Here is a 13,121-nt window from a genome sequence, read left to right as displayed (position 1 = left end):
CCGCGCGCCCTACGGCGAAACGGGGGTCAGGCAGTGCCGCGCGGCCTGGGCAGCGGCTTGCCGTACCAGAGCTCGATGAGCCGGGCCGCGATCGAGATGCCGAACGGGGGCATCACCTCGCCCGACTCGAAGGCCGCCGTGAGGTCCTCACGGGAGAACCAGCGGGCCTCCTCGATCTCCTCGCCGTCCACGTCGATCTCCGACGTGGTGGCGCGTGCCATGAAGCCGAGCATGAGGCTGGAGGGGAAGGGCCACGGCTGGCTGGCGATGTACTCGACCTCGCCGACGGTGATGCCCGCCTCCTCGAAGACCTCGCGCGCCACGGACTGCTCGATCGACTCGCCCGGCTCGACGAACCCCGCGAGCGTCGAGAAGCGGCCTTCGGGCCAGTGGACCTGGCGGCCGAGCAGCGCCCGGTCCTGGTCGTCCGTGACCAGCATGATCACCGCGGGATCGGTGCGCGGGTAGTGCTCGGCGCCGCACGCCTGGCAGCGGCGGATGTGGCCGGCCGCCGCGATGACGGTGCGGTCGCCGCAGCGCGAGCAGAAGCGGTGCAGCCGCTGCCAGTTCTCCAGGGCGACCGCGTGGACCATGAGTCCGGCGTCGCGCGCCCCGAGGAGGAGCCCCGCCTCACGCAGCCCCGCCGGGCGGGCCGACTGGTCCATGCGGCCGGGCAGGGAGTCCTTCTGGAGGGCGAAATAGCTGACGCCCTCCTCATCGGTACCGAGGAAGTAGCGGTGGGTCTCGGTGACCGGCGCCTCGAAGGCGGGGGTCATCACGATCGCGGTGCCGCCGTCGGCCGTGTCGTCGATCAGCACCTGGCCGCCGGAGACGACGAAGACCCTGGTCGTGGGGTGGCTCCAGGCCGCGGCGAGCCACGCCTCGTCGAGGCGCTGGTGGGCGGCGCGGTCGATGCCGCTCGGTGCGGTGAGACCGATGGGCCGGTCTGCGGTCGCGTTGTCGAAGGTGCTCACAGGTGGTTCCTACTCCCCGGGACGGATCGGGTGCCATGAGTTCTCAGCGGAGTGCCTCGGCCAGCTCGCCCCAGAGATGGGCGGCGGTCTCCACACCCTTGAGGAGGAGGCCGATCTCGACCTTCTCGTCGGGGGCGTGCCAGCCGTCGGACGGTACGGAGATACCCAGGAAGAGGACGGGGGCGCCGAGCACGTCCTGGAGGTCGGCGGCGGGTCCCGAACCGCCCTCACGGGTGAAGAGGATCTTCTTGCCGAAGGCCCGGCCCATCGCGCGCGTCACCGCTTGCAGGGCGGGGTGGTCCAGCGGTGTCAGACAGGGGCGGGTGGCGGACGAGAACGAGACGCGGTGGTCGAGGCCCGCCGGGATCCGCGCCTCGGCCCAGGTCCGTACGCAGTTCTCGATATGGTCCGGATGCTGGCCGGCGACCAGCCGGAAGCTGAGCTTCACCAGCGCGGAGGACGGAATCACCGTCTTGCTGCCCGCGCCCTGGTAGCCGCCGCCGATGCCGTTGACCTCGGCGGTCGGGCGGGCCCAGATCCGCTCCAAGGTGGAGTAACCGGCCTCGCCCGAGGCGGCCCGCGACTTGGCGGTGCGCAGCCAGGTGGTCTCGTCGAAGGGCAGCTCGGCGAAGAGGGCACGCTCGGTGTCGGTGAGTTCGGCCACGCCGTCGTAGAAACCGGGGACCGCGACTCGTCCGTCCGCGTCGTGCAGCGCCGCCACGAGGCGGGCGACCGCGGTCGCGGGGTTGGGGACCGCGCCGCCGAACGAACCGGAGTGGATGTCCTGGGCGGGGCCGTGCAGCTGGATCTCGCACTCGGCGAGGCCGCGCATTCCCGTGCAGACGGTCGGGGTGGTCTCGTCCCACATCCCGGTGTCGGAGACGATCACCGCGTCGGCTGCCAGTCGGGCGGCGTGCTGCTCGGCGAGCGCGCGGAAGTGCGGGGAGCCGGACTCCTCCTCGCCCTCGATCAGGAGCTTGAGGTGGACCGCGGGGCGGAGCGGCCGGTCGCGGCGAGGTGGGCGCGGACGCCCAGGGTGTGGAAGAACACCTGGCCCTTGTCGTCGGCCGCGCCGCGTCCGTACATCCTGCCGTCGCGGATCACCGGCTCGAACGGGTCGGTGTGCCAGCCGTCCTCACGGGCCGCGGGCTGCACGTCGTGGTGGCCGTAGACGAGCACGGTCGGGGCGTCCGGGTCCGCGCTGGGCCACTCGGCGAAGACGGCGGGGGCACCGGGCGTCTCCCAGATCTCGGCGACGGGGAAGCCGGTCTCCCTGAGCTTGGCGGACAGCCACTCGGCACTGAGCCGTACGTCCCCGTCGTGCTCCGGCTGGGCCGAGACGGACGGAATGCGCAGCCAGGCGGCGAGATCCTCCAGGAAGGCCGCACGGTGCGTGTCTATGTACGTACGGACAGCGCTGTCCGGGGTGTCGCTCATGGCCTTGAGCCTATCGGCCCGGCCGAGGTGGCTCGTCCAGCAGGATGCGCTCCAGTTCCGCGCGGCCCGGCAGGTCCGGGGGGTGGACGGTCTCCCCGCTGCGTACGTAGAGGAAGGTGGCCGTGACCGAGTCGAGCGGCAGCTCGTGGAGCTCCGCCCAGGCGAGGCGGTAGACGGCGAGCTGGAGCGGGTCGGCGGTCCTGTTGCGGCTGGTCTTCCAGTCGACGATCTCGTACGTGTCGCCCGTGCGGTAGACGGCGTCGATCCTGCCCCGGACCACCCGGCCGGCGAGGCTTATCTGGAAGGGCGTCTCGACGCGGTACGGGGTGCGGCGGGCGTACTCCGTGCGCTCGAACGCCTCCTTGAGCTCCGCGAGGTCCTGCTCGTCGGCGATCTCGGCGTCGCTCCCGTCACCGCCGGGGAGCTCGTCGGGGCCGAGCATGGGCAGCGGCAGCTCCTCGTAACGGGACTCCACCCAGGCGTGGAAGCGCGTCCCCCTGCGGGCGGCGGGCTGGGGCGGTCGCGGCATGGGGCGGACCAGCTCCTGGGCGAAACCGTCCGGGTCCTCAGCGAGGCGCAGGAGCTGGGTGGCGGAGAGGGAGGCGGGGACGACGACGTCACGGACGGTGGCGCGGGCACGGCGCAGCTCACCGGTGAGTGCTTCGAGATCGCGGTCCCAGGAGGCGAGGGCGCGGGACTCCTCCGGGGTGGGGGCTGTCTCGGTGTCCACGGGAGCGCGGGCCGCCGGGACGTGCGGGCCCTCTGGTGCCGAGGGGGGTGGCGGTGCGAGGGCTTCTGACGGTTCGGTGGCGAGGGTGTCCCAGTCCGCGGCCTCGTCGGGATACGGCTCCCCGTCCGGGAACGGATCATCGGACCAGGCGTCCGGGGCGACCGGGTCGCCTGTGGCGTCGTACGCCCCGGCGGGGGCACCGCCCGGCACCTCGCGTCCGGTGGCCGCCGGCTGCCGGACGTCGTGGTCGTAGACGTCCGGTACGGGACCGGCGGCGGCCAGTGCCTCCAGGTGGGCCAGCACCGTGTCCCTGGCCGCGCGGCGGCGGGCTGTGGCCGCCTCGTCCAGCGGCAGCGGCCACGCCTGGTCGGTGTCCCTGTCCTGAAAGGCGGGATTCTCCTCGCCCTCGGCCGGTTCGTCGGCCCAGACCTCGATCTCGCCGTACCCGGCGGCGCAGTGCTCGTACAGCGCGTCCAGGAAGTCGGACGGGCCGCGGGTCTTCTTCTGGGTGGGTCCCCACCAGTGGCCGGAGCCGAGCAGGAGCGAACGCGGACGCGTGAAGGTGACGTAACCGAGGCGGAGCTCCTCGGTCCGCTGATGCTCCTTCATCTCCTCCTTGAACTCCTTGAGCCCCCTGGCGTCCCAGGAGCGCACCACCGGGAGCGTGGCCGTGTCACCGCGCAGGGCGTGCGGCAGGACCTTGGACTGGGAGGTCCAGGAGTCCCGGGTCTGACCGCTCGGGAACTGTCCGGTGACCAGCCCGGGCACCGCGACGACGTCCCACTCCAGGCCCTTGGACTTGTGCGCGGTGAGGACCTTGACGGTGTTCTCACCGCCCGGCAGGGCGTTGTCCAGCCCCTTCTCGTACTGCGCCGCGGTGCGCAGGTAGCCGAGGAAGGCGAGCAGCGTGGCTTCGCCGTCGACCGAGGCGAACCCTGCCGCTGTGTCCAGGAAGTTGCTCAGGGTCTCCCGGCGGCGGGCGGCCAGGGCTTGCGGTGAGGCGGAGAGTTCGACCTCCAGACCGGTGGTGGCGAGGACCCGGTGCAGCACGTCCATGAGGGGGTCGGCCAGGGAGCGGCGCAGGTCGCGCAGTTCGGCGGCGAGCCTGGCGAAGCGGACGCGGGCCTCGGCGGAGAACGGCAGGCCGTCGTCCTCGGCGCCGCCCGATGCCAGGAAGGTGTCGAGGGCGTCGGCGAGGGAGATCACCTCGGCCGGGTCGATGCCTTCGACGGCCTCGGCGAGGCGGCGGTCAGGGTCGGCGTCCTCCTCGTGTGCGGCCCGGTGCACCAGGAGGCGGGCCCGGCGGCCCAGGAGGGCGAGGTCGCGGGGGCCGATCCGCCAGCGCGGTCCGGTGAGCAGCCGGACCAGGGAGGCGTTGGCCCCCGGGTCCTGGAGGACCTCGCAGACGGCGACGAGGTCGGCGACCTCCGGCAGGTGCAGCAGCCCGGACAGCCCGACGACCTCCACGGGGATGTCCCGGTCGACCAGCGCGGCCTGGATCTGCGCGAAGTCGCCGGCGGTGCGGCACAGGATGGCGATCTCCCCGGGTGCCCTGCCCGTCGCCACGAGGTGGGCGATCGAGTCGGCGAGCCACGCGATCTCCTCCGTGTGGGTGCGCAGCAGGGCACAGCGCACGGTCCCGTCGTGCTCGGCGCCGGGGGCGGGGCGCAGCGCCTCGACGCCTTCGTGCATGGCGCGCAGCGGGTCGGCGAGGCCGTTGGCGAGGTGGAGGAGGCGGCCGCCGCTGCGGCGGTTCTCGCTGAGCGAGTACCGGGTGGCGGGGGTGCCGTCGGCGTGCGGGAAGTGTGCCGGGAAGTCGTCGAGGTTGGCCACGGAGGCTCCGCGCCAGCCGTAGATCGCCTGGCAGGGGTCGCCGACGGCGGTCACGGCGTGGCCCGCCGCTCCCGCCTCGTGCCCGCCGAACAGGGACGAGAGGAGGAGCCGCTGGGCGACGGACGTGTCCTGGTACTCGTCGAGCAGGACGACCCGGAACTCCTCACGCAGGAGTGCGCCGACCTCGGGCCGGGTGAGCGCCAGCTCGGCGGAGAGCGCGATCTGGTCGCCGAAGTCCAGGAGGTCGCGGCTGCGCTTGGCGTCCCGGTAGCGCACGGTCAGGTCGAGCAGCTCCCGGCGGGCCTCGGCGGTCTCCGGAAGCCTGCGCAGCTCGGCGTTGCTGAGCTTGGCCGTTTCGAGGGTCCGGAGCAGCTCGGTGTCGTACTCCGCGAGCTGTTCGGGGCGTACGAGGTGCTCGGCGAGCTCGGCGTCGAGCGCCAGCAGATCGCTCACCAGGGTGGGGAACGACCTGGTCAGTGCCGGATAGGGGCCCGGGGCCGCGCGCAGTACGCGGGCGGCGAGCTGGTAGCGGGTGGCGTCGGCGAGGAGCCGCGTGGTGGGTTCGAGTCCGATGCGCAGTCCGTGCTCGGTCAGCAGCCGGCCGGCGAAGGCGTGGTACGTCGAGATGCTCGGTTCGCCCGGGGGGTTGTCCGGGTCGATGACGTCCGGGTCGGTGACTCCCGCGGCCACCAGGGCCTTGCGGACCCGCTCGGCGAGCTCGCCCGCCGCCTTGTTCGTGAAGGTGAGCCCGAGCACCTGCTCGGGGGCGACCTGTCCGGTGCCGACCAGCCAGACGACGCGCGCCGCCATCACCGTGGTCTTCCCGGACCCGGCTCCGGCCACGATCACCTGCGGAGCCGGCGGCGCGGTGATGCAGGCCGTCTGCTCCGGGGTGAACGGAATCCCGAGCAGCTCCTTGAGCTCCTCGGGATCGCTGATACGTGAGGACACTCCAGAGAGGCTAACCGGACCCACTGACAGCGTGCGGCGAGCACGTCCGCCCGCGCTCAGTCCACGACCTGGCGGCCCTCCGGCTGCGCGCTGCACGAGGCTCGGAAGGCGCAGTGCGCGCAGTGCTGGCCGGTCGAGGGGGTGAAGCGTTCGTCCAGGACCCGGCCCGCCGCCGTCGCCAGCAGATCGGGGACCCACTCCCCGGACAGGGGTTCCTGTGCCTGTACGCGGGGAAGGGCGTCGCCGCCCTCCTTCTTGGGAGCGGGCAGGCGCAGCTGTACGAGCTCGGCGCCGCCGGATTCCGGCCGCTGTCCGTCGAAGACCTCGTCGAGCGCGCCTTCCCGGACGGCCAGCTGGTACACGGCGAGCTGGGGGTGGGCGGCCACCTCCTCCCTGGTCGGCGACGCCTTCCCGGTCTTGAAGTCGACGACGTAGGCCCGGCCCTCCGCGTCCTTCTCGACGCGGTCCATGGAGCCCCGGACGCGTACCGCGTACTCCCCCGCTTCGAGCGTCACGTCGAAGTCGTGCTCGCTCGCGACCGGGGTGCGGCCCGCGCGGTCCATGACGTGCCAGCGCAGGAAGCGTTCGAGTGCGGCGCGGGCGTGCTCCTTCTCCTGCCCGGACTTCCAGGGTGCGTCGAAGGCCAGGCCGTTCCAGACGGAGTCCAGCCGCTCCATCAGGACGTCCAGGTCGGCCGGGGTGCGGCCGGAGGCGACCTCGTCCGCCAGGACGTGGACGACGTTGCCGAAGCCCTGGGCGGCGGTCGCCGGGGCGTCGGCCTTCACCTCGCGGCCCAGGAACCACTGGAGCGCACAGGTGTTGGCCAGCTGGTCGAGCGCGCTGCCGGACAGCGCGACGGGGTGGTCGCGGTCACGCAGGGGGACGGCCGAGCGGGTCGGTTCGTCCAGCCCCCACCAGCGGTACGGATGGGCCGCCGGGACAAGGGGCTGGCCCTCCTCGTCGGTCAGCGCGGCGAGGCGGGCGAGCCGGTGGGCGGCGGCCTCGCGCAGGGTGCCGGATGCCGCGGGGTCGACGGTGGTGGCCCGGAGCTCGGCGACGAGCGCGGCGACGGCCAGGGGACGTCGGGGGCGTCCCGCGACGTCCCGGGGCTCGACACCGAGCTCGGTGAGGAAGCGCGAAGGCTGGTCGCCGTCGTCGGCCGGGGCCTTGACCGCCGTGACGACGAGACGGTCCCTGGCGCGGGTCGCGGCGACGTAGAAGAGCCTGCGTTCCTCGGCGAGGAGCGCACCCGGGGTGAGGGGTTCGGCGAGGCCGTCCCGGCCGATCCTGTCCGCTTCCAGGAGTGATCCCCGGCGCCGCAGGTCGGGCCAGAGGCCCTCCTGCGCACCGGCGACCACGACGAGGCGCCACTCCAGGCCCTTGGAGCGGTGCGCCGTCATCAGGCGTACGGCGTCGGGCCGCACCACACGCCGGGAGAGGGTGTCCGCGGCGATGTCCTGGGCGTCGACCTCCTCCAGGAAGTTGAGCGCGCCGCGTCCCCCGGTGCGCTCCTCGGCGCGGGCCGCCGTGTCGAAGAGGGCGCAGACGGCGTCGAGGTCCCGGTCCGCGTTGCGGCCGGCCGGGCCGCCGCGCAGGGCGGACCGTTCGAGCCGACCCGGCCACGGGGTGCCGTCCCAGAGCACCCAGAGGGCCTCCTCCGCCGTGCCGCCGCCTTCCAGGAGTTCGCGGGCCTTGCGCAGGAGGGCGCCCAGGCGCTGGGCGCCGCGGGCGTAGGACGGGTCGTGCGTGACGAGGCGTTCGGGTTCGGCGAGGGCCCGGGCCAGCAGTTCGCCGGAGGGCGGCGGTACGCGGTTGCCCGCGGCCCGCTCCTCGTCCCGCAGGGCGCGGCCGAGGCGCCGCAGATCGGCGGCGTCCATCGAGCCGAGGGGGGACGTGAGGAGGGTGAGGGCGGTCTCGGTGTCGAGCCAGGAGGGCGCATCGGAAGCGGGCACGCCGTCCCCGGCTCCGGGGGGCTCTTCGGAAGCCGGGGCCGATGCCGGAGCCTGAGCCGGGGGGGCGGCCGGGGCATGGGCCGGGGCGGCAGTCTGAGCCGCCGCCGGCCCGTTCAGGGCCGCCGTCGCGACCGTGCGGAGCGCGGTCAGCAGCGGGGCGACCGCGGGCTCGTGGCGCAGCGGGAGGTCTTCACCCGCCACCTCCAGGGGGACGCCCGCCGAGGTGAGGGCGCGGCGCACGGACGGGATCGAGCGCCCTCCGGCCCGTACCAGAACCGCCATCTCGCTCCACGGCACACCGTCCTCCAGGTGCGCCCGGCGCAGCAGGTCCGCGATGTTGTCGAGCTCCGCCGACGCGGTCGGGTAGGTGTACGCCTCCACCCGGCCGCCCTCCCGGACAGCCGTGAGCTCTCGGTGGGCGCGCACCTTCTCCGAGGGCAGCCGGGTGAGCGGCATCCGGCGGGTGAGCAGGCGGGTCGCTTCGAGCAGTCCGGCCCCCGAGCGGCGCGAGGTGGTGAGGACGGCGACGGGCGCCGGCGCTCCGTCGCCACGGGGGAAGGCGTCCGGGAATTCGAGGATGCCGTTCACGTCGGCGCCGCGGAAGGTGTAGATCGACTGGTCCGGGTCGCCGAACGCGATCAGGGTCCGCCCGCCGCCGGCCCCCGGCACGCCCCCCCGGTTCCCGGCGAGCGCGCGCAGCAGCCGTACCTGCGAGGGGTCCGTGTCCTGGTACTCGTCGACGAAGACCGCGTCGTACCGCTCCGCCAGCACGGCCGACACCTCGGGGCGCTCCGCGAGCAGCACCGCCCGGTGCACCAGCTCCGCGTAGTCCAGGACTCCCTGCGCGTCCAGGACGTCCAGGTACTCCGCGAGGAACTGCGCCGCCGCGCTCCAGTCCGGACGGCCCGTACGCCGGGCGAAGGCGCCGAGGGCGTCCGGGCCGAGGCCCAGCTCCCGGCTGCGCGCCAGCACCGCCCGGACCTCGTCGGCGAAGCCGCGCGTGGTCAGGCAGGCCCGCAGTTCGTCGGGCCAGCGGACATGGGGGAGGCCCTGCGACTGGAGGTCGGCCTGACCGGCGAGCAGCTCACGGACGGTCACGTCCTGCTCCGGGCCGGAGAGGAGGCGCAGGGGGTCGGCGAACAGATCGGCGTCCTGGTGGGCCCGGACCAGGGCGTAGCAGTAGGAGTGGAAGGTGGTGGCCTGCGGCCCCCGGGCGGCGCCGAGGCGGGCCGCCATCCGGTCGCGGAGCTCCACCGCGGCCTTACGGCTGAAGGTGAGGACGAGGATGCGCGCCGGATCGGTCCCGCCGGAGACCTTCGCGGCGACCGCCTCGACGAGCGTCGTCGTCTTACCCGTACCGGGTCCCGCGAGCACCAGGAGCGGCCCCCCGGGTGGTCAACCACGGCGCGCTGGCCTGCGTCCAGGAGAGGGGGCCCACCGAGCCCGGCGGGGTGCGCACCAGTCGGTACGCGCCCGGCGTCCCCCGCCTGGCCTGGCGGTGCGGACTGTGCCGGGTGGAAGAGGAGGAGCTCACGTGGGTCGCCGGTCCTGGTGGGTGTACTCGGTGTGCGGGTGTGACGGATGCGGGTGATCGTGCTGCTGCGGGTGGCCGCCTGCCGCGGTCCGCGCAGGGGCCCGCTCCTCGCTACGACGAGAGGACGGGGTGTGCCTCGGGTGAACGACGCTACGCCAGCCGCGGCCCGGCACGCAGCGGGTCCGCTGCGTCCCTCGTCACGTGTCCGGCCGCTCGGGACGGCGCGGAGCACCGTGGAACCGACGCGTGCCCCCTGCGGGCCCGGCACCGCCCATGGGACGCGCGGATGGCCGAAGCTGTCAGATGTGAGCTTCCTCGCCCTCGCCGCGGCCACCGGTCGCGCCCGTGCCGCCGTCCCATCTCGCACGCTTCATGTCGAGGCGCGGAAGGTGACCCTCCGCACCGCGCGGAGCCTCGCGCAGCGCGGTGCCCTCCTCGCGGTAGTGGTCCATGGCCCGCAGTTCGTGGCCCGGCAGCAGCGCCCCGTCGGCCCGTACCACCCGCCACCACGGCACCGCGGAGCCGTACAGCGCCATCACCCGGCCGACCTGTCGCGGGCCGCCCTCACCGAGCCACTCGGCGACGTCGCCGTACGTCATGACGCGGCCGGGCGGGATGAGGTCGGCGACGTCGAGGACCCGCTCCGCGTACTCCGGCAGGGCGTCGCCGGTCGGCTCGGCCGTCCCACCGCTGATCCGGTTCTCGCTCATCCGGCCCATCCTGCCGTATGCCACCGACAACGGACCCCCGGCCGTGTTCTCCCGGTGACAGCGCGTGTGCGTGCGCGCGAAGAGGGGTATTTTGCGCTTCGCGCGCCTACGCGATGCACCCTGATGCCCCCCTCTGTCCACAGGCCGTGCCACCATCATGCGGGCGGTGACCGGTGATACGAGAACACGAAGACCAACCAGAGGCGACGAAGGAGCAGGGCGTGCAGCCACCGAAGGCGGCGGACGCCTCTGATGCCGGGCCCCGCCCGGACGCGCCGGGCCAGGGCTCCGGTGACCGGGCATCCGGTGAGGCCGCCGGGTCGACGCTCTCGACCGCGAGCGAGGAGCTGACCGACCGCGTCTCGGGCGACGAACCGCTGCTCCCCGCCCGGGTGCACCGGCCCGCCGACCTCATGCGGCTCCTCATCGGCGTCCTCGCGATCGTCCTGCTGTTCTTCATCGCCGCGTTCGCCCAGGGCACCACGACGGGGCTCGAGGACGACATCACCAAGGGCACCGACCAGGCTCCCGACCTGCTGATCAAGCTCGCCGGTCTGGTCTCCAGCATCGCCGTGCTGCTCGTGCCCGTCGCCTTCGCCATCGAGCGGCTCGTCAAACGTGACGGGCTGCGCATCGCGGACGGCGTGCTCGCCGCCGTACTGGCCCACGGAGTCACCCTCGCCACCGACCTCTGGGTGGCGCGGTCCGGCCCCGGCACCATCCAGGACGCCCTGACCCAGCCCCAGCCAGGGGACTCGCTCAGCGACCCGGTGCACGGCTACCTCGCCCCCGTCATCGCGTACATGACGGCGGTCGGGATGGCCCGGAGGCCGCGCTGGCGGGTCGTGCTGTGGGTGGTGCTGCTCCTGGACGCGTTCGCGATGCTGGTGGGCGGCTACACCACCCCGTTCTCGATCATCCTCACCGTGCTGATCGGCTGGACCGTGGCGTACGGGACGGTGTACGCGGTCGGCTCGCCCAACGTCCGCCCGACCGGCCAGCACCTGATGGCCGGCCTGCGTCACGTGGGCTTCCGCCCGGTGGCGGCGATGCGCGCCGACGACACCCCCGACAACCCCGACCACAACGACCGGGGCCGCCGGTACCAGGTCACCCTGGAGGACGGTCCACCACTCGATGTGACGGTCGTCGACCGGGAACAGCAGGCCCAGGGGTTCTTCTACCGGGCCTGGCGCAGGCTCACCCTGCGCGGCATCACCCAGCGCCGGTCCATCCAGTCGCTGCGGCAGGCACTCGAGCAGGAGGCACTGCTCGCGTACGCGGCGATCGCCGCCGGGGCCAACGCCCCCAAGCTGATCGCCACCTCCGAACTCGGCCCCGACGCCGTGATGCTCGTGTACGAGCACATCGGCGGGCGCTCGCTGGACGCGATGGCGGACGAGGAGATCACCGACGACCTCGTGCGCGGCGCCTGGCGGCAGGTGAAGTCCCTCCAGTCACGGCGGATCGCCCACCGCAGGCTCACCGGGGACGCGATTCTGGTGGATCGTTCCGGCACGGTGTTCGTCACCGATCTGCGGGGCGGCGAGATCGCCGCGGGCGACCTCGTGCTGCGGATGGACGTCGCGCAGCTGCTCACCACCACCGGACTGCGGATGGGCGCGGAGAGGGCGGTCGCCGGGGCGCTCGCCGTGCTCGGCCCGGACGCCGTCGCCGACTCGCTGCCGCTGCTCCAGCCGATCGCGCTCAGCCGCTCCACCCGGGCGACGCTGCGCAGGATCGCCCGGGAGCGTTCGCAGCGTGAGCGCGAGGCCGTGGTGGAGGCTTCGCACGCCGCCAGGCACGCCGGGGAACCCGACGCCGAACCGGACGGCAACGGCGCCCGCAAGTCCGTGCGGAAGTCGCTGCGTACCGAGAAGCAGGCGGAGAAGCGGGCGATCGACGACGCGCTCGACGAGGCGCGCGAGGAGGACCTGCTCGCGCAGATCCGCCGTCAGGTGCTGCTGATCCGGCCGCAGGCCCCCGTCGAACCCGTCCGTCTCGAACGCATCAAGCCGCGCACCCTGCTCAGCTGCATCGCCGGTTCCATCGCCGCGTACTTCCTCATCTCGCAGGTCACCGAGGCCGACTTCGGAACCGTCGTCGAGCAGGCCGAATGGGGCTGGGTCGCCGCCGCGCTGGGCTTCTCCGCCCTCAGTTACATCGCCGCGGCGATGAGCCTGCTGGGCTTCGTGCCGGAGCGGGTGCCCTTCGGCAGGACCGTACTGGCGCAGGTCGCCGGGTCGTTCGTGAAGATCGTCGCCCCGGCCGCGGTCGGCGGGGTCGCACTGAACACCCGCTTCCTGCAACGCGCCGGAGTGCGCCCCGGGCTCGCCGTCGCGAGTGTCGGGGCCTCGCAGCTGTTCGGGCTGGGCTGCCACATCCTGCTGCTTGCCCTGTTCGGTTATCTGACCGGCACCGAGAAGACCCCTGACTCGCTCACACCGTCCCGGACGGTCATCGCCGGGCTCCTGACGGTCGCTGTCCTCGTGCTGGTGGTGACCGCGATCCCGTTCCTGCGCAAGTTCGTGGTGACCCGGGTGCGGTCACTGTTCGCCGGGGTCGTCCCGCGCATGCTCGACGTGGTGCAGCGCCCGCAGAAGCTCTTCACCGGGATCGGCGGCATGCTGCTGCTGACGGGCCTGTTCGTGCTCTGTCTCGACGCGTCGATCCGGGCGTTCAGCGGCCCGGACGTGCCCCAGCTCAGCTATGCGAGCATCGCGGTCGTCTTCCTCGCGGGCAACGCGCTGGGATCGGCGGCACCGACCCCGGGAGGTATGGGAGCGGTCGAGGGAGCGCTGACCCTGGGCCTCATCGCGGTGGGCCTGCCCAAGGAGGTCGCGGCGCCCGCCGTCCTCCTGTACCGCGTGATGACGCTGTGGCTGCCGGTGCTTCCCGGCTGGATCTGCTTCAACCAGCTGACCCGCAAGGGCGAGCTCTGAGAGGGGCGTGCGGCGGCAGCGGCCGTCACCACCCGCTTGGCCCACGCCCCGCGCGCGC

Annotated in this window: 5 protein-coding genes and 1 pseudogene; 1 reads left to right on the top strand and 5 read right to left on the bottom strand. The window is 73.4% G+C overall.

Annotated features, from left to right (window positions below; translation table 11 throughout):
- Positions 1 to 26 precede the first annotated feature (26 nt).
- From nudC to Sfulv_RS19255, 5 genes and pseudogenes are all read right to left on the bottom strand, one after another.
- Positions 27 to 974 carry an NAD(+) diphosphatase gene (gene nudC / locus Sfulv_RS19275; RefSeq protein ID WP_173315737.1) on the bottom strand — a complete coding sequence of 316 codons (948 nt, stop codon included), beginning with the start codon at positions 972 to 974 and terminating at the stop codon, positions 27 to 29.
- Positions 975 to 1,017: 43 nt separating this feature from the next.
- Positions 1,018 to 2,411 (bottom strand): annotated as a pseudogene (locus Sfulv_RS19270) (dipeptidase).
- A 10-nt stretch (positions 2,412 to 2,421) separates the two neighbouring features.
- Positions 2,422 to 5,925, bottom strand: coding sequence for an ATP-dependent helicase (locus Sfulv_RS19265; protein WP_173315735.1), 3,504 nt, complete (start codon positions 5,923 to 5,925; stop codon positions 2,422 to 2,424).
- A gap of 56 nt (positions 5,926 to 5,981) precedes the next feature.
- Positions 5,982 to 9,251, bottom strand: coding sequence for an ATP-dependent helicase (locus Sfulv_RS19260; protein ID WP_371874687.1), 3,270 nt, complete (start codon positions 9,249 to 9,251; stop codon positions 5,982 to 5,984).
- Positions 9,252 to 9,710: 459 nt separating this feature from the next.
- Positions 9,711 to 10,121 (bottom strand): MGMT family protein, encoded by a 411-nt coding sequence (locus tag Sfulv_RS19255; protein WP_281385817.1) that lies wholly within the window; start codon positions 10,119 to 10,121, stop codon positions 9,711 to 9,713.
- Between the two features lie 221 nt (positions 10,122 to 10,342).
- On the opposite strand from Sfulv_RS19255, the gene Sfulv_RS19250 reads away from it, so the two are divergent.
- Positions 10,343 to 13,063: a lysylphosphatidylglycerol synthase transmembrane domain-containing protein gene (locus Sfulv_RS19250; RefSeq protein WP_173315733.1), complete on the top strand. Its 2,721-nt coding sequence runs from the start codon at positions 10,343 to 10,345 to the stop codon at positions 13,061 to 13,063.
- Positions 13,064 to 13,121 lie beyond the last annotated feature (58 nt).

Source organism: Streptomyces fulvorobeus (genome assembly GCF_013167895.1).
GTDB classification, from domain to species: domain Bacteria; phylum Actinomycetota; class Actinomycetes; order Streptomycetales; family Streptomycetaceae; genus Streptomyces; species Streptomyces fulvorobeus.
This window is presented reverse-complemented; position numbering and strand designations above follow the sequence as displayed.